28 protein-coding genes are annotated in these 24,602 nt (G+C 43.9%); 15 read left to right on the plus strand and 13 right to left on the minus strand.

What is annotated here, in order from left to right; all coding sequences use genetic code 11:
* Window positions 1-112 precede the first annotated feature (112 nt).
* Window positions 113-295, plus strand: coding sequence for a hypothetical protein (locus IM485_RS19795; RefSeq protein ID WP_287745175.1), 183 nt, complete (start codon window positions 113-115; stop codon window positions 293-295).
* A 324-nt stretch (window positions 296-619) separates the two neighbouring features.
* Here the strand turns inward: IM485_RS19795 and ppc are convergent, their stop codons facing one another.
* The 6 genes from ppc to IM485_RS19825 form a co-directional block, all read right to left on the minus strand.
* Window positions 620-3,676 carry a phosphoenolpyruvate carboxylase gene (ppc, locus tag IM485_RS19800; protein WP_287745141.1) on the minus strand — a complete coding sequence of 1,019 codons (3,057 nt, stop codon included), beginning with the start codon at window positions 3,674-3,676 and terminating at the stop codon, window positions 620-622.
* Between the two features lie 282 nt (window positions 3,677-3,958).
* The gene (locus IM485_RS19805) at window positions 3,959-4,147 is read right to left on the minus strand and encodes a hypothetical protein (RefSeq protein WP_287745143.1); all 189 of its coding nucleotides are present in this window, start codon (window positions 4,145-4,147) and stop codon (window positions 3,959-3,961) included.
* 8 nt (window positions 4,148-4,155) lie between these two features.
* Window positions 4,156-4,431 carry a cell division topological specificity factor MinE gene (gene minE / locus IM485_RS19810; protein ID WP_002732811.1) on the minus strand — a complete coding sequence of 92 codons (276 nt, stop codon included), beginning with the start codon at window positions 4,429-4,431 and terminating at the stop codon, window positions 4,156-4,158.
* 29 nt (window positions 4,432-4,460) lie between these two features.
* On the minus strand, window positions 4,461-5,261 hold the full coding sequence (minD, locus tag IM485_RS19815; protein ID WP_002733442.1) for a septum site-determining protein MinD: 801 nt from the start codon (window positions 5,259-5,261) through the stop codon (window positions 4,461-4,463).
* Between the two features lie 151 nt (window positions 5,262-5,412).
* Window positions 5,413-6,240, minus strand: a complete 828-nt coding sequence (gene minC, locus IM485_RS19820; protein ID WP_104398054.1) for a septum site-determining protein MinC — start codon at window positions 6,238-6,240, stop codon at window positions 5,413-5,415.
* A 12-nt stretch (window positions 6,241-6,252) separates the two neighbouring features.
* Complete coding sequence (locus IM485_RS19825) at window positions 6,253-6,603, minus strand: hypothetical protein (protein ID WP_287745145.1); 351 nt, start codon at window positions 6,601-6,603, stop codon at window positions 6,253-6,255.
* A gap of 177 nt (window positions 6,604-6,780) precedes the next feature.
* Between IM485_RS19825 and IM485_RS19830 the strand changes: the two genes are divergently transcribed.
* The 6 genes from IM485_RS19830 (at window position 6,781) to IM485_RS19855 (ending at window position 9,632) form a co-directional block, all read left to right on the plus strand.
* Window positions 6,781-7,290 carry a transposase gene (locus tag IM485_RS19830; RefSeq protein ID WP_104398009.1) on the plus strand — a complete coding sequence of 170 codons (510 nt, stop codon included), beginning with the start codon at window positions 6,781-6,783 and terminating at the stop codon, window positions 7,288-7,290.
* 421 nt (window positions 7,291-7,711) lie between these two features.
* Window positions 7,712-8,032, plus strand: coding sequence for a hypothetical protein (locus IM485_RS19835; protein WP_002793380.1), 321 nt, complete (start codon window positions 7,712-7,714; stop codon window positions 8,030-8,032).
* Window positions 8,022-8,465, plus strand: coding sequence for a type II toxin-antitoxin system YhaV family toxin (locus IM485_RS19840; RefSeq protein WP_287745147.1), 444 nt, complete (start codon window positions 8,022-8,024; stop codon window positions 8,463-8,465). The genes IM485_RS19835 and IM485_RS19840 overlap by 11 nt, the downstream gene beginning before the upstream one ends.
* Before the next feature lie 146 nt (window positions 8,466-8,611).
* A complete protein-coding gene (locus IM485_RS19845) occupies window positions 8,612-8,893 on the plus strand; it encodes a type II toxin-antitoxin system RelE/ParE family toxin (RefSeq protein ID WP_052277943.1) in 282 nt (93 codons plus the stop codon).
* Window positions 8,894-8,909: 16 nt separating this feature from the next.
* Window positions 8,910-9,224, plus strand: coding sequence for a HigA family addiction module antitoxin (locus IM485_RS19850; protein ID WP_002733868.1), 315 nt, complete (start codon window positions 8,910-8,912; stop codon window positions 9,222-9,224).
* A 189-nt stretch (window positions 9,225-9,413) separates the two neighbouring features.
* On the plus strand, window positions 9,414-9,632 hold the full coding sequence (locus IM485_RS19855) for a type II toxin-antitoxin system YhaV family toxin (protein ID WP_287745149.1): 219 nt from the start codon (window positions 9,414-9,416) through the stop codon (window positions 9,630-9,632).
* Here the strand turns inward: IM485_RS19855 and IM485_RS19860 are convergent, their stop codons facing one another.
* Together IM485_RS19860 and IM485_RS19865 are read right to left on the minus strand one after the other, a co-directional pair.
* Window positions 9,633-9,944: a hypothetical protein gene (locus IM485_RS19860; protein ID WP_002793385.1), complete on the minus strand. Its 312-nt coding sequence runs from the start codon at window positions 9,942-9,944 to the stop codon at window positions 9,633-9,635.
* 2 nt (window positions 9,945-9,946) lie between these two features.
* A complete protein-coding gene (locus IM485_RS19865; RefSeq protein WP_002793386.1) occupies window positions 9,947-10,867 on the minus strand; it encodes a hypothetical protein in 921 nt (306 codons plus the stop codon).
* Window positions 10,868-11,183: 316 nt separating this feature from the next.
* Here IM485_RS19865 and IM485_RS19870 point away from each other — a divergent pair, with 316 nt between their 5' ends.
* The gene (locus tag IM485_RS19870; protein WP_004161683.1) at window positions 11,184-11,312 is read left to right on the plus strand and encodes a hypothetical protein; all 129 of its coding nucleotides are present in this window, start codon (window positions 11,184-11,186) and stop codon (window positions 11,310-11,312) included.
* A gap of 261 nt (window positions 11,313-11,573) precedes the next feature.
* On the opposite strand, the gene IM485_RS19875 is transcribed toward IM485_RS19870, so the two are convergent.
* Window positions 11,574-12,893 (minus strand): four-carbon acid sugar kinase family protein, encoded by a 1,320-nt coding sequence (locus IM485_RS19875; RefSeq protein WP_287745154.1) that lies wholly within the window; start codon window positions 12,891-12,893, stop codon window positions 11,574-11,576.
* Window positions 12,894-13,043: 150 nt separating this feature from the next.
* Here IM485_RS19875 and lpxA point away from each other — a divergent pair, with 150 nt between their 5' ends.
* Window positions 13,044-13,880 carry an acyl-ACP--UDP-N-acetylglucosamine O-acyltransferase gene (gene lpxA, locus IM485_RS19880; RefSeq protein WP_002764806.1) on the plus strand — a complete coding sequence of 279 codons (837 nt, stop codon included), beginning with the start codon at window positions 13,044-13,046 and terminating at the stop codon, window positions 13,878-13,880.
* A 1-nt stretch (window position 13,881) separates the two neighbouring features.
* Here lpxA and IM485_RS19885 read toward each other — a convergent pair whose 3' ends face one another.
* Entirely contained in the window at window positions 13,882-14,076 is a 195-nt protein-coding gene (locus tag IM485_RS19885; RefSeq protein WP_287745156.1) for a hypothetical protein, read from the minus strand.
* A 55-nt stretch (window positions 14,077-14,131) separates the two neighbouring features.
* Here IM485_RS19885 and lpxB point away from each other — a divergent pair, with 55 nt between their 5' ends.
* Window positions 14,132-15,334, plus strand: coding sequence for a lipid-A-disaccharide synthase (gene lpxB, locus IM485_RS19890; protein WP_287745158.1), 1,203 nt, complete (start codon window positions 14,132-14,134; stop codon window positions 15,332-15,334).
* The gene (locus IM485_RS19895; protein ID WP_287745160.1) at window positions 15,328-15,534 is read left to right on the plus strand and encodes a hypothetical protein; all 207 of its coding nucleotides are present in this window, start codon (window positions 15,328-15,330) and stop codon (window positions 15,532-15,534) included. Before lpxB ends, IM485_RS19895 begins: the two co-directional genes overlap by 7 nt.
* Here IM485_RS19895 and gcvP read toward each other — a convergent pair.
* Both gcvP and IM485_RS19905 read right to left on the minus strand, forming a co-directional pair.
* Window positions 15,525-18,503: an aminomethyl-transferring glycine dehydrogenase gene (gcvP, locus tag IM485_RS19900; RefSeq protein WP_287745162.1), complete on the minus strand. Its 2,979-nt coding sequence runs from the start codon at window positions 18,501-18,503 to the stop codon at window positions 15,525-15,527. The two genes, IM485_RS19895 and gcvP, sit on opposite strands and share 10 nt — an antisense overlap.
* A gap of 115 nt (window positions 18,504-18,618) precedes the next feature.
* The gene (locus IM485_RS19905) at window positions 18,619-20,244 is read right to left on the minus strand and encodes an ArnT family glycosyltransferase (protein WP_287745164.1); all 1,626 of its coding nucleotides are present in this window, start codon (window positions 20,242-20,244) and stop codon (window positions 18,619-18,621) included.
* Between the two features lie 486 nt (window positions 20,245-20,730).
* Between IM485_RS19905 and IM485_RS19910 the strand changes: the two genes are divergently transcribed.
* Window positions 20,731-21,540 (plus strand): aminotransferase class IV, encoded by an 810-nt coding sequence (locus IM485_RS19910; RefSeq protein ID WP_287745165.1) that lies wholly within the window; start codon window positions 20,731-20,733, stop codon window positions 21,538-21,540.
* A gap of 56 nt (window positions 21,541-21,596) precedes the next feature.
* Here the strand turns inward: IM485_RS19910 and IM485_RS19915 are convergent, their stop codons facing one another.
* Window positions 21,597-21,947, minus strand: coding sequence for a single-stranded DNA-binding protein (locus IM485_RS19915; RefSeq protein ID WP_002761658.1), 351 nt, complete (start codon window positions 21,945-21,947; stop codon window positions 21,597-21,599).
* Window positions 21,948-22,173: 226 nt separating this feature from the next.
* On the opposite strand from IM485_RS19915, the gene IM485_RS19920 reads away from it, so the two are divergent.
* The 3 genes from IM485_RS19920 (at window position 22,174) to mreD (ending at window position 24,582) form a co-directional block, all read left to right on the plus strand.
* A complete protein-coding gene (locus IM485_RS19920; protein WP_104398003.1) occupies window positions 22,174-23,211 on the plus strand; it encodes a rod shape-determining protein in 1,038 nt (345 codons plus the stop codon).
* 73 nt (window positions 23,212-23,284) lie between these two features.
* The gene (gene mreC / locus IM485_RS19925; protein WP_103112919.1) at window positions 23,285-24,034 is read left to right on the plus strand and encodes a rod shape-determining protein MreC; all 750 of its coding nucleotides are present in this window, start codon (window positions 23,285-23,287) and stop codon (window positions 24,032-24,034) included.
* Window positions 24,001-24,582 (plus strand): rod shape-determining protein MreD, encoded by a 582-nt coding sequence (gene mreD, locus IM485_RS19930; RefSeq protein WP_287745168.1) that lies wholly within the window; start codon window positions 24,001-24,003, stop codon window positions 24,580-24,582. Before mreC ends, mreD begins: the two co-directional genes overlap by 34 nt.
* Window positions 24,583-24,602: the final 20 nt, after the last annotated feature.

A 24,602-nucleotide genomic window follows, 5' to 3' on the forward strand; every position in this document is an offset into this window, starting at 1 on the left:
AAATTGTCTCATCAATTTTTTGATAATTGACCACTGTTACATTTGGTAAATCGAGGAGTTGATCAAAATTTATCCACATAACCCACCTCCTGTTCTGTGTTACTATTATACCATGCTCACACAGAACCTAGAAGAGCCAAGGCAAGAGGCAAAAGTCAAAAGGGAAGAAAAATATGTGTACCTCACTAGCTTAGGAAACGCTATAGTAATATTAGCCAATAGAACCCCCCAAAAGCTGGGATTGAGTGATAAAATCGGAAGTAATGGCCAATTTTATCGGGGAGTTTCCCTTTAAAAATAACAACTCAGTAGAAGTTCTACAAAAAGTTGACAAATCACAAAAATGGGGTGGATTACCTTCAAGACAATCCCCCCGAAAACTACCATTAATTAGGGTTGGCTGAATAAATCTAAAAACCTTGTTGGGTAACATTTTTAGACTTTTTTCCCCTCAAAAAGTGCCAGCCATTGCGGGTATCGGAGGGAAATTTCAAGGACTTTTTCCCTGAAAATTAGGTGGTTGACCCCCTCAAAATCCCTACACCCTACACCCTACACCCTACACCCCACACCCTGCCCCCACCAATACACTTTTTCAGCACACCCTAATTATCTGTAATCAACCGGTATTTCTCATCCCTGCGGCAATACCATTAATCGTCATTAAAGCGCCCCTTAATAACTCCTCTTTAGAATAGCGGAAATGAATCACACCAGATTGAGCTTGACTATTGTATTGACGTAAACGCTTGAGGAGAGACACCTGTAGGAAACCGAGGGGAACGATCGAACCGTTGCGTAACTGCACCGAGCGCTGTAAACTCGGATCATTATCTAATAAATGTTTCTCGCCGGTGATCTGGAGAACAATCTCGCTAGTGCGATTATATTCCTCTTTAATCCTTTCAAACAGACGTTCAAAACGTTCTCGATCTTCCTGTTTAGAAAGTTCACTGACGTAGTGATAGGCCATCTGTAGATCCACCTTTGATAGAGTCATTTCTGCCTTAGAAATCACCATCTGGAAGAAAGGCCACTTGTGATAAAAATGGCGTAACAATTCCAAATTTCTGCTAGGAGAATCATCGAGAAACATCTGTAAAGCTGTCCCTAAACCATACCAAGCCGGTAAAAGAAAACGGGTTTGCGTCCAACTAAACACCCAGGGAATTGCCCGCAGGGTACTTAAATCCTGTTGACCACTTTTCCGGCGCGCCGGTCGGGAACTAATCTGTAAAAGACTAATTTCAGGAATGGGAGTTACGGACAGAAAGAAGTCTAAAAAGTCCGGTTCTTCATAAATCAAACTGCGATAGGTTTGCCGTGAACGGGTGGCCAAGTCCTCCATGATGCGATTCCAAGGTTCGAGATCATCAAAACCACTGCCCAGTAAACTTGCCTGTATGACTGCCGTTACGGCGGTTTCGAGGTTATACAAGGCCAATTCTGGTAAGGAGTATTTCGAGGCTAAAACCTCGCCTTGTTCGGTGATTTTAATGCGACCGTTAATAGTTCCCCGGGGTTGGGCGAGGATAGCGGCGTAGGCCGGACCCCCACCGCGACCGACGGAACCGCCCCGGCCATGAAAAAGACGTAGATCCACGCCGTATTGTTTAGCGGTTTTCTGTAAAGCCTTCTGGGCCTTATGAATTTCCCAATTACTGCTTAAAAAGCCGGAATCCTTGTTACTATCGGAGTAACCCACCATAATCTCCTGTAAATTACTCGGTTCGAGGATGGCCGGTTCCGGGGCCACTTCCTCCCCGTTTAAAGCCCCTAAATGATCGTAACCGCCGGCTAGGGCTGCCCGGTAGAGGGGCAATTCAAACAAAGTCTGCATGATGCCGGGGGCGTGTTTGAGGTCATCGACGGTTTCAAAGAGGGGAACAATGCGGAGGGAGCTGCGGCTAGTGGCGGGGTCGTATAAACCAGCTTCTTGGGCTAATAACAGCACTTCTAGCACATCGCTGGCCTCGTTGGTCATGCTGATAATGTAGGTTTGGCAGATTTCCAGACCGAATTCCCCTTGCAGACTTCTTAAAACTCGCAGGGTTTCAATGGTTTCGCAGGTTCTTTCCGAAAAGGGCATTTCCCGGGGAATTAAGGGCCGACGGGTTTTTAATTCCGCCACTAACCAGGCGATTTTTTCTGATTCAGTTAATTGGCCGTAGGGTTTGGGTAAAACTCCGAGATAGGCCGCGATTTCTTCGATACATTCGGCGTGACGGGTGGATTCTTGCCGAAAATCTAACTGAGTCAGGACAAAGCCAAAAATCTCCACTTGGGCAATCAGTTGATCGAGTTCTTGACAGGAAAGACCGGTTTGCAAGAGACTGCGCTGTAATAGCTGTAATTCGGCTAAAAACTCGGAACCAGAGCGATAGATGTTGGTTTCGTTGAGTTTAGTTAATAATTGTCGTTCTTCCGGGTCATTAAGGCGATCATTGCGATCACGGGTATTTTCCAGACGTTTTTGAATAAAGGCCAATTTGAGGCGATAGGGTTCCTGACGGTAGCGGATTGCTAACTGGCTATAGATTTCGGGCATTTGCTGTTTATCTCTGTCCAGGGAGTCCAGCAACTCCGGCAAGACGTGACACCAGTGCAGGGAGGCACTTAAAATACTGGTCAGGTCGCGAATAGCATCGAGATATTTTTTAACAACGAGATTGCGCTGATAACAGCAGGTTTTCCAGGTGACTTCGGGGGTAACGGAGGGATTGCCATCCCGATCGCCCCCCACCCAAGAACCGAAGCGACAGAAGTTATTTTTCGGCGCTTGTAAACGGGGAAAGGAGGATTGTAGGCTTTGCTGCAGACGCAGGGTTAACTGCGGTAGGGAATCGAAGAGAACCTCATCGAAGTAGTGGAGGGCGTAATCCACTTCATCGACGACGGTGGGTTTAAATTGGTGTAGTTCATCTGTTCGCCACCAAAAACGTATTTCTTCTTTTAACTGTTTGGTGACTGTCTGTGCTTCTCTGGAGTTAGTTAACCCCATACTGCGAAAGATTTCTTCTGCTTGGTCGAGTTTTTCGAGAATGCCCGAGATGCGGCGCTGTTTAATGCGAATGGTGTGACGGACAATTTCCGTGGGGTGGGCCGTGAAAACCAGACGGATATCTAACTGATCGAGAAGACGCTGGATTTCTTGGGGAGGGACGTTAACCTGTTTAAGATAGGGAAATAACCAGTGAAATAGCCCCGATTTTGGGCTGGAGTGATCGGACTCGTTCAGGGTTTTTTCCAGCCAATCAGCCCCGACAATGGTGGCTAAAAGGCTTTTCTGCGGTGGATCTGTCTTGGGACTTTCGTTTTCTTCCCCGATCACCGTCCGTCGCAGTAGTTGCTGATCCCTTTGTTCGTAGTGTTGTTCAATAATATTGATTAACTGGAAATAGAGGGCAAAAGCGCGGGTAACTTTGATCGCTTCCCCTAGTTCCAAGTCTTCAATCATTTTGGCGATCGTTGCCTCCGCACTATCATCGGTCACTTGTCCTTCCTCAGAACAGAGATGGCGCAGTAATTCCAGTAAATCGACTAATTCTTGACCACATTCGGAGATCAAGACTTCTTTCCATAAATCTTCGATTAATTTCAGTCTTTGCTGCAGAAACAGGTTGGAAGTGGGGAAAATATCCTGTTCGGTTTCGGTCGAGGGGACAAGGACGCTCATAATTTCAGTAATCAGTAATCAGTAATCAGTAAACAGTCATCAGTCATCAGTCATCAGTGAAAAGAAAGCTCAGAACTTGCCCCTTAATACTATTCACTGAAAACTCAAATCTGATCATTGATAACTGATAACTGATCACTGATTACTGATATATCGGGATTAGTTCTTTACGGTTTGTCAAAAATGAGATTATATGCCAAAGAATCACATTTTTTCCTATTTTTAACAAAAACTTTACCATTATTGCCTCTTTTCAGGGGGCAAAAAGACTTTTTTCTTGGATTATCGGTCACTGTTGACTGGTAACTGATCGGGAATATTGAGAAGGGGTAAGCGATCGCCGCGAAACAATTCCTCACTTTCCTGGCCCAATTCAATTAACCAATGATTGAGGGAACGCAAGGCCAGATAGGAGAGAAGAAAGGGACTGACCGCTAGACTAAGCCAAAGCTCGATCGGTTGAGTTTTCATGGCAATTTTTAGGTTAAAGGACGGCGTTTGATGCGACGAATCGGAAAATTAGCAATCAGGGCGGTAGTTCGTTGGTCACTTTCTAAGAGTAACTCGGTTTCCTCGGTGTCGATATCAAGATAACGACCGACCACTTCTAAGATTTCTTGACGCATCATATCGAGAATTTCGGGACTAAGATCGGCGCGATCGTGGGCCAGAATAAGTTTTAAGCGTTTTTTAGCTTGGTCGCCACTTTTGCCCGAACCGCGCCATGCTAGAAGTTTATCGATCAGGTCATTCATAGTAGGTTAAAGGGTTGAGATGAGAGAGTTTAAGGCCCAAACAAGCGACGACGCAGACGGGTAAGAAAACCTTCCTGACCGGCCATTAAATCTAGAAACGGCACATCGCGACCCTGTAAACGTTGGGCAATGTTTCTAAAGGCCATGGAGGGAAGAGAAGTCTTCTCCTCTAATACTAATGGTTCTCCTTTATTAGTGGAAATAATAATTCTTTGATCGTCGGGAATAATCCCCAACAGGGGAATTACCAATAAGTCGAGAATGTCCTCGACGCTGATCATCTGATTAAGTTGGATCATTTCTGGCCGCAGCCGGTTGACAATCAGACGGATACCTTTAATATCCTCGCTTTCTAGTAATCCTACCACGCGATCGGCATCTCTCACCGCCGACATTTCTGGGGTAGTAACGATGATCGCTTCCTGGGCAGCAGCGATCGCATTGCGGAAACCCATTTCAATTCCTGCTGGGCAATCAATCAATACATAGTCGTAACTTTTTGACAATTGGGCGACTAAATCCTTCATTTGATCGGCGGTAATTGCCTCTTTGGTACGATTTTGTGCCGCCGGTAATAGAACCAGATTTTCCTGTCTTTTATCCTTAACTAAAGCTTTATCAAGACTACAATCTCCCGCCACCACATCGAGGGCAGTATAAACGATACGCTGTTCTAATCCTAACAATAAATCGAGATTTCTCAGTCCGAAATCGGCATCGACAAGGGCGACTCGACAGCCTAATTGAGATAAGGCTGAACCTAAGTTCGCCGTTACCGTCGTTTTACCGACTCCTCCCTTTCCCGATGTCACCACAATTACACGAGCCATAATTTATATCAGTTATCAGTTATCAGTTATCAGTTATCAGCTATCAGCTATCAGTTATCAGTTATCAGTTATTGGTTTGATAGAGTTTTTTGTTTCAACGCAGTTAATCCCTATTTTTACTGTTTACTGATCACTGTTTACTGGTCACTGATCACCTTTTTTCGACCCATCCCACTTTATCTTTAAAGGTGTAGGTTCTGGAAAAATTATAAGCCCCAATGATGCGGATTCCTCCTTCGCTGATACAGGCAATTTCTGGTTCTATGCGATCGCTATTTAAAGCCGGGGCCCGTGCCACCAATTCCGCGATCCTCAGTTGAGTTAAATCGATTCGCAGAGCCATGATTAGCGCCGCTCGATCGCCTCGGAATCCCGCATGGGCCACACCGCGTAAACTCCCCCAAACTAATATATCGCCATCAGCGACGATCGATCCGCCGGGGTTGACATCGCCCATGATTATAACTGTACCGGGGTGACGGATTTCTACACCCGATCGCAGGGTGGTTTTTAAGTACAAAGGTTCGGCGAGGAGGGATGGCAGCGGTTGCTCGTCCCCAAAAACCGTGGGACTCGATCGCATTTGTTCGACATTGTAACCCATAGTTGCCGCTGCTACTGCGGTTTGTCTTCTTTGGGTTTGGATGGTATGCAGGGGTAATTCGGCGCTGTCTAAAATTGTGGCGATCGCTTGTAGTTGGCGCGTATCCATCAGGCGATCGTTGGCCCGTAGGTGTACTGGTGTTCTAGCGGGGCTGTTTTGGCCGCTATTACGGAGATAATATTTCAATCCTGTCAAGATATCTGTCCAATCCTGACTTGTCTCCCCGGCGCTGGTTTTGGGCAAAATTAGCACCAATTTCTCGCCCTCACTTTTTAGGTGAATTTGGGCGTATCTTGACCTTACCGAGGCTGATGGCTCAATTTTTTCGGTTTCTAGGTCGATTTCTTGATTTATTTCGGTTTTAGTTTCATCCATAGCCATAATTTTTTACTTAAAAAAGACAAAGCGCAAAATAGCGATCAGCAAACCGACGGAAGCGGTAATTAGTGAACCTCCTAAAATGGTTATCAATGCCCAAATTTGATTTTTTTGACTGCCCTCGACTATTTTGAGGCGATTATCCATCCCTTCGACTCTTTCGGTTAATTTTGCCTGTCCTATCTCTAGGGATTTAACATCTTGCTTGATTTCCTTAATATCAGCTTTAATTTCGCCAATATCAGCTTTAATTTCGACGATACTATTCTCGATCGCCGTGAAACGAGTCTCGATCGCTTTTTGTCCGTTGATAATTAAGTCTTCTAGCCTTTTCAAGTCCGTATCGGCAACAGTTTTCATAAAAATTAACTGGCTATCAGTATAGATGTTTCTTTAATTATGAACCTTGAGCAGCCGGCAGCAGTGGGAATTAGGAATTATGAATTAGGAATTGCGGCTGATGTGAGATAGAGAGGTTTGTAAAATCAAAGGGAGGGGTCACGATAAAGGTAATCACTCCAAAGCATGAGGCCTCCCATGAATAGGATAGATGCTCCCAACCTCTTGACTATTATTTATGTCCTGGTGGATGACTGGTATCAAGAACAGGGATATCGCTTGACTCCCATGCTGCCTGGACCTGAGCCTAGTTTCAGTGATAGTGAAATGTTGACCTTTTGGTTTATTCCCTCGTCCCTGCTCATACTGACGAACGCTCCCGCAGCAGAATCCGTATTGCAGTTCATTCAAGGCAACAATATCCTAGCCGACAAGGGGTTTATTGGTACTGATTGGCAGACTGAGATATCAAGAACCACAGGTAATCGAGTCTCTACAGCTAAGAGAGTCAATCAACATCAACAAACTTCTCCCGTCTTTGAGCGACTTCTTCAACATTTTCGAGAACGGATTGAGGGGGTTTTCAATGAGGTGCAGAATACAGGACGCAACTTGGAGCGATTGCTCAGAAAGAAAGTTGAGGGACTTTGTGTCCATCCTTTGAGCAGACTCCTGTTCAACCCTTTGGGCAACTCATATAAGGCGTGATTTTAAAAATTAACTTAATCATAAAGAAAAATTTAACTTTCTCTTTTATAGTAAATTGCAAAACACGATCGAGCGGAAAATTAAGGGGAAAACTTTGACACTACTTATACTAAAAGCCATCCTGATCACCCTAGCGCTCTTGCTACTCGGTGATTTAATTTCTACGTTTCTCTACCATGTTCCGGAACAGGTTTTCGGCAAGTTTCACGCTGCGGTACACCACGGCAAAAATCGGAACTTTTTTCATTACGCGTTGTTAAATCGAAATCCGCTAGTTTTACTCGATGGCTTTCTCGGCGCGCTCCCCTATAGTATATATGTATGGGGTAAGTTCAGTTAAAACGCGGTAGAGAAACTGGGCAACCTTGTATGTTATTAAATTATGTAATAACATGATATGTAGTAAACTTTGCCTAAAATCATGAGTAACAAACAATACAATCTAACCTGGGCTAGAATAGGCAATGCTTCAGGTTTCCGTCTGAGTGCCAGTTTTTTTAAGGATAATCCCCAATTCAAAGAAGCTAAAGGTGCTGTTGAAGTTATCAGCCCTGATACCTTATTAGTCCGCTTACAGCCTCAATCTGTAGAACAGGAGGAAGATGAACTGATGATGAGTTTATTTTTAGATTTTCTGACCAAGCAAGCCCTATTAAATCCTGATGCTGAGTTAGAAGCTTATACGGAAGCGATGGCAGCGGTCGATGAAGAGTTGATGACAGGAGTAGAACTTGATAGTTAACGGTTGGCGAATCTACTTTATTAAAAGACTTTTTGGGCAACAACGCCGCGATTTACAAGTTGAGGTTCGTAAACTAAAAAACACCTTGCCAACAGAAGCATACCGTACTCATTCTACAGTCAAACTCTACAGGGCGATTATGGTCGCCATTAAAGAAAAAATCCCTCTCGACCCTTTTGCTTCCCATTTTGCTCTGACTGGGGCGCTCAAGCATTACGGAAGAGTCAAAAAGATGGGACTACCTGACCGTTATCGCTTATTCTTTCGGGCTATACAAACCAAGGAGTATAAAGCAATTTTTGTTTTATGGCTAGGCTATCCTCGCAAACAAGGGGATAAAAATGATTGTTATAAAGCCTTCACAAAAATGGTTGAGCGAGGTGATTTTCCCAATTCTCTTGACGCTTTAATCCTTGATAGCCAAGAAGATTAGCTAGTGATAAGGTGGTTGCAAAAGCGATCGTAACCCACAGATACACTTTCAACTGCGCCTCCACAGAAAGATTGCGATCTAACGTTAGCATGAGATCGATGATCGCACTAAGATGATATGATAGTAGTGCATTTTCCTAATTATTGATGATTAAGAGTTTTGCATCTAAGGAGACAGAGCAGTTATTCAAACGTAAATTTTCACGAAAATTACCTCAAGATATTCAACGAAATGCTCGGAGAAAGCTAGAAGTTTTAGACGCGGCCGAAACTTTACAGGATTTATACATTCCTCCATCTAATCGGTTGGAAAAACTCTCAGGAGATAGAAAAAATCAGCATAGTATCCGAATTAACGATCAGTGGCGGATCTGTTTTATTTGGAAAAATGGCAACGCCTACAATGTAGAAATAGTCGATTATCATTAATTGTTACTCAATAATCATGACTGAGAAAAAATTATTAGCCCCCATTCATCCTGGTGAGATTCTGTTAGAAGAATTTCTCAAACCGATGGAAATTAGCCAAGAACGTTTGGCAGAAGATCTTAATGTACCAATAGAGCAAATCAAGGAAATTATCGAGGAAAAGCGAGGAATTACTGCCGATATTGCCTTAAGGCTTTCTCGTTATTTTGGTATGTCTGAAAGGTTCTGGATGAATCTTCAAACAAGGTATGATATTGAAGTAGAAAAAGATAGGCTCAGAGAACGTTTAGAGAAGGAAGTAAAAGTCTATGCTGCTTCACAAGCACTGTAGCATAACCGAAGAAATAGGGGAAGAATAATAATTTTAACCCCCCGTAGGGTGGATTAGCGCAGCGTAATCCACCATTACATCAATTATTGAATAACCATAGATTAGGTGCGTTACACTTCGTTAACGCACCCTACAAGAGCGGCGATCGCACTATAGCGGTTCTCGCATTTGTGCGGCACACTTAAACCTTTGCCGATTAAGCTGTTCAGGATCGGAAATGTACCTCTTCTGAATCAGAAACGCTATATACAAACCAAGGAGTATAAAGCAATTTTTGTTTTATGGCTAGGCTATCCTCGCAAACAAGGGGATAAAAATGATTGTTATAAAGCCTTCACAAAAATGGTTGAGCGAGGTAATTTTCCCAATTCTCTTGACGCTTTAATCCTTGATAGCCAAGAAGATTAGCTAGTGATAAGGTGGTTGAAAAAGCGATCGTAACTGAGATTCTAGGTTTGTAACTTGAGATTCTAGGTTTGTAACTTGAGATTCTAGGTTTGTAACTTTTGTTTCCAGATTTGTTACTCTTTCTTTCAAATCTCCAATTTTTAGTGATTGAAAAAACACCATTGCACAAAGGAGGACAATTATGGCGAGGGCGACTAAAAAGTACAGATTGTTGCGTGCAGAGGTTTTGTTCGCACGTCCATAGGAAGACTTGATAACTTGGTAGTCAACTTTATCTTCAGGATCACTATAGTTTGGTGGTTTTTCAGACATATTTAATTCCGTTTCCCTAATAAATTAACGATTAAAGGTTTGAGATCATCTGTCTTTTTTGCACATACTGTAAAAACTGAAGAATCTTCTGAGAAGTCTTCTATCTTCAACTCAGAACAAGCTCTAGAAATATTTTTAATCATTATCTCAAATTTATGCTTGGCATATTCTTTACCATTGCGAAAATTATTTAATGTAATGTATCCATCGTTAATTAGATTGTCAATTAGATCTAGCTTATTAATTAAAAATATGACGCTTTTCAGGTTGCTGCTATATAAACTTGCAAAAAGCAGTTCTAAAGAGGCTTCATTAATGTAATCATGGTGTTCTTGGACTCTTGCTTCTATTTTTCCTATAATATCTCCCTGTTTCAACCATTCAAATAAAGCTTCATCGCTAAGCAGCTTACCCTTTTCGTCGGTTTTTCTAGGAACAAGATCTACAATGAGTAAAACTGCGTTAATTACTCGGCTACCTTCAGAGCCAAAGAAATCTGGCGAAGCCTGAATTATTACCTGACTAGGATTTTGTCCTTTATAGTCTGCTATCGCCACATCGGCAAAGTTCCTTAAACCTAACTGAACTTTGAATTCATAATAATCAAAAACTTCAGTCGATCTCCTATCTCTATTCGGATTAATAAGTGTGAAGGCAGTTTCTATAAAGGTGGACTTACCACTGCCAGGGCGACCAAAAATGCAAATTCGGTAAATTGATTTTTTAATAAATAAATTGCTGATAAAGGAATCTAATTCGTCTCGGATGGGCTTAAATAAATATCCTCCAACAGGCACAAGGACAAATACTACCAAGGCTATAACACCTTCAGAGGTTGCTCCCAATGTAGCAAATATCCAACATATAACGAGAACTGTAAAAAATAAGAACAGAATAATGACAACTATACCCTTGCTGCTCATCCCACTTCTCAACTCCCTCAACACCGAACTATACTTTGCACGGCTACAACTTGCATTTTTTACTCAAGGACAATAACACTTAACAAGTAAACGGAATGCACTGCCTCAACCGAGTGATGAAGCAGCCCAACTATTAATTATACCGCTCTCTGCGGTCTAGCACCCTCATCTATCCTACTATCCCACCTCCATCGGTCTAACACCCCCTTAATCATACCTAATACCGCACCGTGCGGTTTAATCACCTCAATTAGGGAATAATAACCGCAGAGGGTGGTCTAGTATTCCCTTCAAGTGGATTTTACCGCATTTGCTGATGACAGAAGAAGCACAATCCCCTCGACTGTTAGAACAAGTCCGAGAAGTCATGCGTCTCAAGCACCTCAGCTTGAAGACGGAAAAATTACATTCGAGATTTGGCTCTTCGGTTTGTGTTATGCAATGAATGGAGGTTATAAGAGATGGAACCCTTATATAGAAAGACATTTGGCGATTTTTATCAATTGTTTTTGATCTAGAGCGAACTAATCAATTAAATCTCTTGCCAGATAAGGATTTAGTCGATTTATGCCCCCCTATCGAACCATACCAAGTAACGAAGAACCTGAAAACTCACATCTGCTCACTGCTCACTGCTCACTGATAACTGATAACTGATAACTGATAACTGATAACTGATAACTGATAACTGATAACTGATTGCCTCCTATTGACACAAACGCTGATAAACTGTGGCCAAAGCTTGGACATCACCGACGTTACCCGGGAAAAGAACCACAGGTAAATTAGGAAAGAGATGATGATCGGCTGCTGTACGGACCATGGAGACACCGGGGAGAATCTGACCGAGTAAACGGGCTGATTGCAGGCTTAAACCCGTACTTAAGACATCATTGGAAGTAATTCCGCCTTTACTGATTAAAAAACTGATGTCACTGGGTAAACCCTTAACAATGTCCATTAACAGGGTGGAGACGGCAACCCCAAAATCAAGACGTTTCTGCACAGAAGCAAAGGTTAACTCTTGCCGACTGGTATAGATAACGGGGGTTTGTTTATTTTTGTGAATAAGCTTGACTTTTTCCAGAGCTTGTGCTATGAGTTGCTCTCGTTGCTCAGGACGATCGCGCAATGCCGTCACATCGATTTCAACTCCGACGGTGTTGGGTTGTTGAAGCAGTTCATCTAATTGTTGGCTAGTTTTTTTGACGTGGGAACCGACGATAATTGCCCCGGCTTCCCCTGTGGGCTTATACTTACCCATAGATTCGGGTGCGATCGGTTGAGTTCCTAAATTAGCCAAAGAAGTTAAAATACTGGCGGCACTACGGAATAAAAATTTTTTTCCCTCCCCTGCGGCGGTTAAAATATCTTCAGCAAAGCGATCGAGATCCGCTTGAGTTTCCCCATCTACCACCCCACATTGATTATTTTTGAGCTTTTGCAGTCGTTCTAAACTACCTTGACGGATATCTGCCAGTAAAAATCTCTCTACATCATCTGCTTTAATTTTACCTTGCGTTTTCTCCTCCACATAATCCGGCAGATAACTGTAATGATAGGCAAAAACCGAATCGCGAGCAAATTCCGTCTCGTGGACGGGAGTGGGAACGCCATCGATGATTAAATAGTGAATACTATCACGGGTGATTCTACCTCCCTCAAAAAAGGCTGGAATCAGGAAATGTGCATCAAAACCGCCCAATTCTTCGGCAATAACATCAGTTTCGATCGGATAATGCCCGCGCAGGGTAGAATCGGAACGACTAACCACCAAAAAATCCTCGATTCCCTCTTTAGTTAAGGCAGTTTTCAGGTTATGACAGACTTCTCTGGTGACAGACTCGGCTTTTTCGGGGGTTAAAGCGCGAGTATTGGTCAAAACAAAGAAAATTGGTGCATTATCTGCCAATCCCAAGCGGAGAGTATCTTCATCCCACCGCATCAATAACAGACAACTATGGACTGTTTGGGAACCTGTCGGGTCGTCATCTAAGACTATAATTTTAGGTCTATTATTGCTCATATATTTTTTATCAGGATGGGAGGGACGAAGGAACCAAGAGAATCTGGTTAATAGTTTATCGGGTTCTGGTTCCCCATTAAAGTCGTCCCCTCCCTAAGCAACCGCTATCAATCTTGATCACAATCTGTCCAATATAGGATAAGCTATACCATGATTCATACAGTGACGAAGTTGAGCGCGGGAGACTTCCCTTTGAATACGTTAATCCACCCCACTGCGGTTATCCATCCGTCGGCAAAACTTGATCCCAAGGTTAAAGTTGGTCCCTATGCTGTGATCGGGGCCAATGTGGAAATTGAAGCTGATACAATTATTGATGCCCATGTGGTCATTGAGGGTCCGACCAAAATTGGCAAGGGTAATCATATTTTTTCTGGGGCTGTTATTGGTAATGAACCACAGGATTTAAAGTATAAAGGGGGCGAAAGTAGCGTAGAAATTGGTGATCATAACCAAATTCGCGAGTTTGTCACGATTAATCGTGCCACGGATACGGGAGAAGTTACCCAAATTGGCAATAATAATTTATTAATGGCCTATGTTCACGTTGCCCATAATTGTATTTTACAAGATAACATTATTATCGCTAATAGTGTCGCCTTGGCTGGTCATGTCCAGATCGAATCAAAAGCAGTTATCGGGGGAGTTTTAGGAGTACATCAATTTGTTCATATTGGCAAAATGGCCATGTTAGGAGGAATGAGTCGTATTGATCGCGATGTTCCCCCTTTTACTTTAGTGGAAGGCAATCCCTGTCGCGTGCGAACTCTTAATTTAGTCGGGTTACAAAGAGCAGGTTTTACCGATGAAGATTTAGCTTTACTGAAAAAAGCTTTTCGGATTATCTATCGTTCTAATATAAATCTTCAGGAGGCTTTAGAACAAGTTTCTCTCTTAACCGATAACCCCCATGTTCAACATCTCTGTCAATTTTTACAATCCTCTACCACGGGAGAAAAACGTCGCGGTTTAATTCCGGGGAAATAACTTATTGATTGAGGAACAGTATGTGGGGTGTAGGGTGTGGGGTGTAGGGTGTGGGGTGTAGGGTGTGGGGTGTAGGGTGTGGGGTGTAGGGTGTAGGGTGTAGGGTGTAGGGTGTAGGGTGTGGGGTGTAGGGTGTGGGGTGTAGGGTGTGGGGAAGTGGGAAGAATAAATAAAAATAATCTCCTGACTCCAGCAATCCTGTCTCCTGACTCCTAACTCCTGAATTCTTTTATTATCAAATAATTATCCAAATGCGTATATTTATTAGTACGGGTGAGGTATCGGGTGATTTACAGGCAGCCATGCTGATTGAATCCCTTTTTAAACTAGCTAAAACCCAGGCAATTGAGTTAGAAATTTTTGCACTAGGTGGCGATCGCATGGAGTTAGCCGGGGCGAAAATGTTGGGTAAAACCACTCGACTGGCTGCCATGGGATTAATTGAATCTATCCCCTTTATTTGGCCAACTTTACAACTACAAAAACGAGCAAAAGAGTTTTTTAGAGATAATCCCCCTGATATCATTATTTTAATTGATTATGTGGGGGCAAATGTGGCGATCGGTCAGTCGGCTAAAAAAATTATTCCCGATGTCCCAATTATTTATTATATTGCCCCACAGGTGTGGATTTGGTCGGAAGAAAATATCCCCTCAGCTAAACTCAGGGCCACAGCAGAAAAGTTATTTAATACGGAAAAATTAATCGCCGTCACGGATAAATTATTGGCAATTTTTCCCGCTGAAGCCCGTTTTTTTGAAACAAAAGGTGTACCAGTAACTTGGGTGGGACATCCTTTAGTTGATCGTATGGCCAATGCTCCCAATCGGCAAGAAATGCGGCAAAAATGGGCAATAAAACCCGAAGAAACGGTAATCGCCTTATTACCTGCTTCCCGTCAACAGGAGTTTAAATATCTCGTGCCGACGGTGTGCGCTGCTGCTAAAAAATTACAGGAAAAAATTCCCGATATTAAGTTTTTAATTCCCGTTCCCCTAGCTTTATACGAACCAAAAATGCGAGAATTAGTGAAGGAATATGGATTAAATGCGGTGATTATGGAACGAGATCAGACTTTAGAAGCGATTGCAGCAGCCGATCTGGCTGTGGCTAAGTCTGGTACAGTTAATCTCGAAATTGCTTTGTTAAACGTGCCGCAGGTGGTGGTTTACCGTTTAAGTGCAGTTACTGCTTGGATTGCCCGCAATATTATGAAGTTTTCTGTACCATTTGTCTCACCGGTAAATTTAGTTTTAATGCGAGAAATTGTTCCCGAATTATTACAAGAGGAAGCTAACCCAGAGAGAATTATGCAGGAATGTCTAGACCTATTATTAAATCAGCAACGTCGCCAAAAAATGTTAGATGAATACGCAGAAACTAAAGCCGGTTTAGGAACAGTAGGCAGTTGCGAGCGAGTGGCACAAGAGGTGTTTAAAATAGTCCTTTGTTAGGAGTCAGGAGTCAGGAGTCAGGAGTCAGGAGTCAGGAGACAGGAGATAGGAGTCAGGAATCAGGAGATAGGATTGCTGGAGATAGGAGTCAGGAGGCAGCTTTATTCTCCCCACACCCCACACCCCACACCCTACACCCTACACCCCACACCCCACACCCTGCCCCCAGGAAAAGCTTTTTCAGCAAACCCTACTTATAAGCGTCCATCCCCTCACAGGAACAAACCAGATTTCTGTCCCCGTAGGCATTATCAACCCGTCCCACTACCGGCCAGAATTTATAATCTTGTAGCCAAGAAAGCGGGTAGGCTGCCTGTTGACGGGAATAGGGACGACTCCAATCATCGGCAGTTAAAACTGCGGCTGTGTGGGGGGCATTTTTCAAGGGATTATCGTGGGGATCCATGCTACCATTAGCGATCGCTTGTACCTCTTGATAGATAGTTAACAAAGCTTCACAAAAACGGTCTAATTCGCCCAAAGATTCGCTTTCCGTGGGTTCCACCATCATTGTACCCGCCACCGGCCAAGAAACCGTCGGCGCGTGGAAACCAAAATCCATCAAGCGTTTTGCCACATCTTCCACCTCGATGCCGGCCTGTTTTTTCAGGGGACGTAAATCAATCACGCACTCGTGGGCAACCGTTCCCGCGCTACCCTTAAATAACACTGGATAGGCCGACTCCAGACGAAAAGCCATATAATTAGCGTTCAAAATTGCCACTTCTGTCGCTTTTTTCAAGCCTGCTGCCCCCATCATAGCGATATACATCCAAGAAATCACCAAAATGCTGGCACTACCCCAAGGCGCGGCCGAAATTGCCCCAATCGAGTCCTGATGCTTACCGTTAGCGGTTTCTGGGGATAATTTCGCCGAAACTAGGGAAACATCGGGCAGAAAAGGCACTAAATGGGATTTTACTCCGATTGGTCCTATACCCGGTCCGCCACCACCGTGGGGAATACAGAAAGTTTTATGGAGATTCAAGTGACAGACATCAGCGCCAAAATCCGCCGGACGACATAAACCCACCTGAGCATTCATATTGGCGCCATCCATATACACTTGACCACCGTATTGATGAATCAAGGCACAAATTTCGCTAATTCCCTCTTCAAAAACGCCGTGAGTGGAAGGATAAGTCACCATCAAAGCTGCTAGATTATCCTGATGCTTTTCGGCCTTAGTTTTTAAGTCATCAATATCAATATTGCCCCGAGAATCGCAATTAACCGCCACTACTTTCATACCACACATAACGGCGCTGGCAGGATTAGTCCCGTGAGCGGACTCAGGAATTAAGCAAATCTGACGATGACCTTGACCGCGACTTTCATGGTAGGCTCGGATCACCTGTAAACCGGCATACTCTCCCTGAGAACCGGCGTTCGGTTGTAGAGAAATGCCGTCAAACCCGGTAATTTCCCCTAACCAAGTCTCTAACTGTTGAAAGAGCAGTTGATAGCCTTCTGCTTGGTCAATCGGAGCAAAAGGGTGTAATTTGCCGAATTCTGCCCAAGTTACCGGAATCATCTCCGCTACGGCATTGAGTTTCATCGTACAGGAACCGAGGGGAATCATGGAAGTATTTAAGGCTAGATCCTTTGTTTCCAGACGGTGCAGATATCTGAGTAATTCCGTTTCCGAGTGGTAACGATTGAACACCGGTTCGGTAAGATAGGCACTGGTACGGGTTAAATTAGCGGGTAATTCTAGACTAATTTTCTCGACTAATTCCGCCGTGGTAAAGGGCAATTCCTCGGTTGGCGCAAAAATTTGCCATAAATCCCACACATCCCTGAGAGTGGTGGTTTCATCGAGACTAATTCCTAGATTATTCTCATCAAAATAACGCAGATTAATCTTATGGGTTTTTGCCTTCCCTAGTATGTCCTTAACTCCCGTGGATACCGTAACTTTGAGCGTATCGAAGCACGGTTCTTTCCCCACTTGATAACCCAACTTTTTTAAGCCAGTTGCCAATAAAGCGGTTAATTTCTGCACTCTTTGGGCGATTTTCTTGATTCCTTCCGGTCCGTGATAGACCGCGTACATGGAAGCAATCACCGCTAGTAACACCTGTGCGGTACAAATATTACTGGTGGCTTTATCCCGGCGGATATGTTGTTCCCGGGTTTGCAAAGCTAAACGTAGTGCGGGTTTACCCTGACTATCCTTCGATACCCCGACAATGCGCCCCGGAATACTGCGTTTATAGGCATCTTTGGTGGCAAAATAGGCAGCATGGGGACCCCCATAACCTAAAGGAACCCCAAAGCGTTGACTGCTACCCACGGCAATATCAGCCCCCAATTCGCCGGGGGGAGTCAACAGGGATAAACTGAGAATATCGGCGGCAACGGTGACTAAAGCCCCATTTTCCTGCGCTTTGGCGATAAATTCCCGATAGTCATAAATTACGCCATCGGTGGCTGGATATTGTAATAGTGCGCCAAAAATCGGCGTTTGGAAGTCAAAGAGACGATGATCCTCAATAATAATGTCAATGCCTAAAGGAATCGCTCTGGTTTTAACAACTTCAATCGTTTGGGGATGGCAACTACTAGAGATAAAGAAAGCATTGGCTTTAGTTTTACATAGTCCATAACTCATGCTCATCGCTTCTGCGGCTGCTGTTCCTTCATCGAGGAGGGAAGCGTTAGCAATTTCCAGACCGGTTAAGCTAGTGATAAGAGTTTGGAAGTTTAAGAGAGCTTCTAAGCGTCCTTGGGCGATTTCCGCTTGATAGGGAGTATAGGCGGTGTACCAACCCGGATTTTCTAAGATGTTGCGGAGAATTACTGGCGGGGTGATACAGTCATGGTAGCCCATGCCAATAAAGGAGCGAAATACCTGATTTTTTGAGGAAATCGCTTTTAATTGGGCAAGAGCGGCGTATTCACTCAAGGCAGGTGGTAGATTAAGGCTTTTTTGTAAACGAATTCCTGACGGGACAGTTTTAGCGATTAATTCCTCAAGGGTAGCAACACCCAAAACCGCCAGCATTTTCTCGATTTCCGTCTCCGTCGGTCCAATATGACGGTTAACAAAGCTATCGGTGCAGTCTAGCAGGTCAGCAGGAGCGAATTCCTCGGTTTTCTCGGCCGTAATTGACCTATTTAGCATATTAATCTCGGTTTCAACAATTACAAAAGTGCTGCGTTTCATCGCTAGGGGTGATTTTAACGCAACTTGTAAAATTTTTGTAATATTTCAAATCAGCAATCAGCAAGATAAAGCGGAAGCTAATTTGCTATCGAAAGTATGCACAAAATTAACCTCACTACTGCTTCGTCACCAAAAACCAACCGGAATTCGTAGATCCGATCGCCTTTAATCCTTCTAAATCAGTAGCTTCTTTGGTTTGACGATCGATAATTAGGTAAGGTTGCTTGTGACTTTGCCAATGATTGATTAATTCTTCAGTAGCAAGGGGAAAAACCCGACGACCACTATAAAAATTTAACGAGGGGCGCTCGTAGGCAAAAGCAATATAAACAGGGTGATCGGCTGGCACATATTTCTGCACTAAACTCGCCACCGGTTTGACGGGGAAATTCTCATTTAATTCCCAGATCCACAGGGGAGAATTGACAAAAATAAACAAAGAAACCAACATTCCCCAGAGTAAAATTACGATGAATTGTTGCGAGCGCCGGGCTAACAAAATCGCCGTTGTCACCATGGTCAGGGAAAGTGATAATAAGGTTAAAAGAATTAAGGGATGGATCGGTTCGATCGGGGCAAAATTACCAGGAAAATAGGCGATTAAAGCTAATAAACCCGCCCCAACGCCGACAATACCCAGAATAATTGACCAGATGGGATTATAGGGACGATCGATGGGAAGATTACCCAGCTGCGCCAAGGCATAACCGGCCGCTAAAGCCAAGGCTGGATAGATCGGCAGAATATACCAAGGCAACTTGGTTGCCATTACCGAAACCACCGGCAGATAAACACCCGTCCAAACTAACAGTAACTTCGCCCAACTGTAGAGATGTTCCTGACGGGCTAAACGTAAACCCCAAACCGAGAAAATTAACCAGGGCCAACTATATTTAAGAATTTCCAGCAGATAATACCAAAACGGTCCGCGATGATTGTCCAGATCATCACTAACTCGCTTTAACTGTTGAACAAAAAGGGAATCGAGAAACTCCCGCTCGTAGTGCCAAAATTGGGCGCTATACCAAGCAAAAGCGGGAGTTGCTCCCAATAACCAACCCGACCAAAAATAGGCAGAAGTTAATAACCGGGGGGTATCCCAGAGCAGAAAAATAAAGCCGATACCCGCCAATAATAGCCCCATAATACCCTTAGTCAGACAAAGGAGGGCAAATCCTAACCCCGCCCCCACAGACCAGCGTAAATCGCGCCGTGAGCGCAGTAAACCAACAAACATCAGCATTTCAAAACACAATACCGCTCCATCCAACATGGCTAAACGGCCATGGCGCACCACCGGCAAAAGAGTTAGATAGATCAAGGCCGACAGTAAAGCTGGCAAACGAGCCGGAAAAATTTCTCGACCGAGAAGGTAGAGAAGCGGCACCGATAAAGCTGTAAAAAAAGCGGGAATTAGTCTAGTATTGGCCTCATTGATGCCCCAAAAATGGTAGGTTAGACCGATCAAACTATGAATCAAGGGCGGTTTATTCAGGTAGGGATCACCCCAAAAACTGGGAAATAACCAGCGCAATTGTTCCAGGGGGGTTTGGCTAATTTCCTTGGCTACCTGAGCGATGGTCGCTTCATCCCAATCCCGCAAGGGTAAATTACCTAATCCCACTAGATAGATAATTAAGGCCGCTATTAATAATCCCAGTAAACACAGAAATTCTTTAAAATTTTCTCTTTGACGCAATTTATAGCTAGAATATCCCCAAGTGAATTTTTGACGGTTCATAAGCTAGGTCAGTTATCAGTAAACAGTAAACAGTAAACAGTAAACAGTAAACAGTAATCAGTAATCAGTAAACAGTAATCAGTAAGGCTCTCCTAGACTGGTTATACCAAATTAGTAGTTTCAATGAGCCTAATCCCTTAAATAGCCTAGAATCCAACCAAGCAAAAAGCTTTGATTATTTTGGTTCTTCGGTTTGTGTTATGCAATGGACGGGAGTTATAAGGGGTGAAACCCTTATATAGAAAGACATGGCTGCGATTTTTGCCAATTGTTTTCAATCTAGAACGAGCTAATCAATTAAGTCCCTTGCCAGATAAGGATTTAGCCTATTTATGCCCCCTGATCGAACCATACCAAGTAACGAAGAACCATTATTTTCTGCTAAAATATCATAACTACTCTAGAAGATCCTTAAAACTCAAATCTGATAACTGATAACTGATAACTGATAACTGATAACTGATAACTGATAACTGATAACTGATTATGTATTGGTATAATGGCGAATTAATCGAGGATGAGCGAATAAGTCTGGGTATTGATGATATTGGACTGCTTTATGGAGCCACACTCTTTACTACCCTGCGTATCTATCAACACAGCTTAGATCATCCCCTGACCCATTGGCAAGAACATATCAAACGTCTGCACTCTAGTTTACAAGTTTTCTACTGGTCCGATCCCGATTGGCAGCGAATTCGCCAAGGAGCCGAAGAATTATCCCGATTCTATCCTGTCCTGAGAATCACAATTTTTCCCGATGGACGGGAGTGGATTAAAGGCAGATTTTTACCCGAAGATTTAAGCCTTAGACAAGAGCAAGGAATTATTGGCTGGGTAATAGATAATCCCGCTTGGCAACGCATTTTAGGAGAACATAAAACTGGTAATTATTTAACCCCTTGGTTAGCGTCACAAACTGCTCAAAAAAAAGGAGCAAAAGAGGCGATATTAGTCGATCGATTGGGGAATTGGTTAGAAACTAGCACCGGCAATTTATGGGGATGGAAAGATAATTGCTGGTACAGTCCCCTGCTGACTGCTGATATTTTACCCGGAATCGGGCGCTCGGCTTTGATCGGCTGGTTAAAAAAACAAAATATTTCCCTAGAAGAAAATCTCTGGACTGCTCAATTTGTCAGGACTTTACAAGGGATTGCTTATAGTAATTCCGTGGTGGAAATTATCCCTTTTAATTCTATTCTTGGCTGTAATCTAGAGATAAATACAGCTATTTATAGAGAAATTTTACCAGATTTACAGCAATATTTTTCCAGTCAATTTGAGAATAAATAAGGGTGTGTTACTAGAAGCTAACACACCTAAAAGCTGGAGATAATGCCGCTCAAGCTTTAAAATTCTCGCTCGGAATTAGCCTCACTATCGCGTTTAGAACCGAGTAAATCTAATTGATCGACGAGAATCACCGGTTTAGAGCGAGCTAATCCCGTGTTTTTATCATTCCAAGTATCCATTTTTAAAGACCCTTTAATCCCGATTAAACCGCCTTTTTTCACATAATTAGCGGCCACTTCCGCCGTTTTACCCCAAATTTCCAGATCGAACCAATCCGGCTGATCGCTATTTTTAGAGCGACGATTAACCGCTAAAGTGAAAGTACATAAAACCTTACCCGACTCGAAATACTTGGTTTCTGGGTCTCTCCCCGCTCGTCCGACCAAATGAACCAGATTTACACTCATGGTCTTAAATCCTCAATTTAGTACAATAGTATGTTCATTTTAGCCCGAAACCTTAGCCTTGACCGGTGGCTAGGGAGAAAATTCGGGCAAAGACCTGGGTAAATCCGGAGAGAAAGAAGCGATAATTAACTAGACTTGAGAAACAAAACGTAATAAAATCCAAGTCGATTCGATCGAAAGTCTAGCTATAGCAACGTTTTATTGATCAGAACAGGAGTGAAAACAAGTGGGTTTTTTTAGAGGACTAGGCTTATCAAGGGACATAGGTATAGACTTGGGTACAGCAAACACCCTCGTTTATGTATCGGGGAAAGGCATCGTTTTAGAGGAACCATCGGTAGTGGCGATCGATCAAGATCGTAACCCGATCGCTGTCGGGGAGGAGGCCAAAAAAATGCTCGGTCGCACTCCAGGTCATGTCACCGCGCTGCGACCCCTGCGCGATGGGGTAATCGCCGATTTTTACAGTTGCGAGATCATGTTAGCGGAATTTATCAAACGAGCGCTCGATGGCACGATTGGCAATCCCCGCATGGTAATCGGTGTTCCCAGTGGGATTACTGGAGTAGAAAGACGCGCGGTGGTGGATGCGGCCAAAAATGCCGGCTCCCGAGAAGTGGGGTTAATTGATGAACCCGTTGCGGCGGCCTTGGGTGCCGGTTTACCCGTCTCGGAAGCGACGGGAAATATGATCATCGATATCGGTGGTGGCACTACGGAAGTGGCGATTCTCAGTCTTGATGGGACCGTGATCAGCGAATCGGTGCGCGTCGCTGGGGATGAACTGACGGACTCAATTATCGCCTATCTGAAAAAAGTCCATAACCTGATTATCGGGGAACGTACAGCCGAAGATATTAAAATTCGCCTTGGTTCAGCTTATCCCTCCCCCGAAGATGAATTTCCTCCTCTGGAAGTGCGGGGATTGCATCTCATGTCCGGTTTACCCCGCACCGTGACGATCAAAGCGGAAGAAGTGCGGGAAAGTATGGATGAACCACTTTCCGTGATCGTTGATGCGATCAAACGTACCCTAGAAAAAACTCCCCCCGAATTGGCTGCTGATATTATCGATCGCGGGATCATGTTAGCGGGAGGAGGTGCTTTATTACGGGGACTTGATCGTCTAGTCAGTCACGAAACCGGTATCGTTACCCATGTCGCTGAAGATCCCCTGCGCTGTGTGGTCAAAGGCACGGGAGAAGTGTTAAAAAATCAGAAACTCTTTGAGCGGATCGTTAATGAAACAACTCGCAATGTCTAAAGGTCACTAGGCTAGGTTAGCGGCAAAATTCACGGATTCTCACTCTACACAGTCAAGAGGTTTAAAATCGCTCATGTATTCAGCACGACGAAAATGGACACAGCAGAGATGGCGACTTTTGCTGCTCGCTGCCGCTTTGGGGGGAGCTTGGTACATTCGCACCTATCAAAGTGGGGCGATTTTAGAATTGTATGGTTTATTAACCCGCCCTTTTCAGGGAGAGGAAACTAATCTGCAAGAGCAACTTCTGGCCGACCAACGGGTGCGAGAATTACAAAATCGTTTAAGTGAAGTCGAATATCAAAATCAACAATTAAAAAAACAGCTTGGTTATTATCAAACCCAGAAAAAACCCCTGATTTCTGCCCCAATTATTGGCCGCAGCGCCGATGATTGGTGGCAACAGGTAATTATCGGTCGGGGTAGCGCCGATGGTGTGCCAGTGGGTGCTTCGGTGACGGGAATTGGCGGTTTAGTGGGACGGATTACAGAAGTTACTCCCCACACCAGCAAAGTTTTATTGGTCAGTAATTCCCAAAGTCGCATCGGAGCAACGGTGAATCGTAGTCGAGCCATGGGTTTAATTCAAGGTCAGAATTCCCAAGTCGCCACCCTGCGCTTTTTTGAAAAAGCTCCCGATGTCAAACCGGGAGATGTGGTGACAACTTCGGCTTTTAGTAGTCTTTTTTCGCCGGGGTTGCCCATCGGTCGCATAATTTCCCTTAATTTACAGGAAAATCCCGCCCCCACCGCCAAAATTGAATTTACCGCCACCGTGGACAATCTCGAATGGGTGTTCGTTCACCCGCAACCCCAGCAGTGAGAGGGGGAATTATGCTGAAATTAAGCCGTTTATCAGCCCGTTCTCGTTTTATACTGAATATTTTAGTCACTATCGCTTCACTGCTTCTCTGTACCTTTCTTTCCTTAATGCGGCTACCCGGAATGGAGATTTTAGGCATCGCTCCCAATTGGTTACTGATTTGGTTGGTTAGTTGGAGTCTCAATCGCTCTTGTCTCGATAGTGTGGTGGCCGGATTAGCGATCGGCGCTATTCAAGATAGTTTAACCTCTAATTATCCTTCCCATATCATGGTTTTTGGTCTGATCGGTTTCCTTACTTCCCGTTTACACCGACAACGTTATGTTAAAGAAGAATTGATCGCCGTGGTCTTAATTGTCTTTGTTATGACTTTAATCACTGATGGTGCGATCGCTTTTCAATACTATCTACAAGGAGGCAAAAATCTCGCTGATCTTTGGCTCGATTATCAACGCATTGGCCTCACTTCTGCTCTGCTTAGTAGTCTCTGGACTCCCCTCCTCTATTATCCTCTCCAGCAATGGTGGCGACAATTTAGCGATCTTTAAAGAGTCAGGAGTCGGTCGTC

Source organism: Microcystis sp. M169S2 (genome assembly GCF_020245865.1).
GTDB classification, from domain to species: domain Bacteria; phylum Cyanobacteriota; class Cyanobacteriia; order Cyanobacteriales; family Microcystaceae; genus Microcystis; species Microcystis ichthyoblabe_A.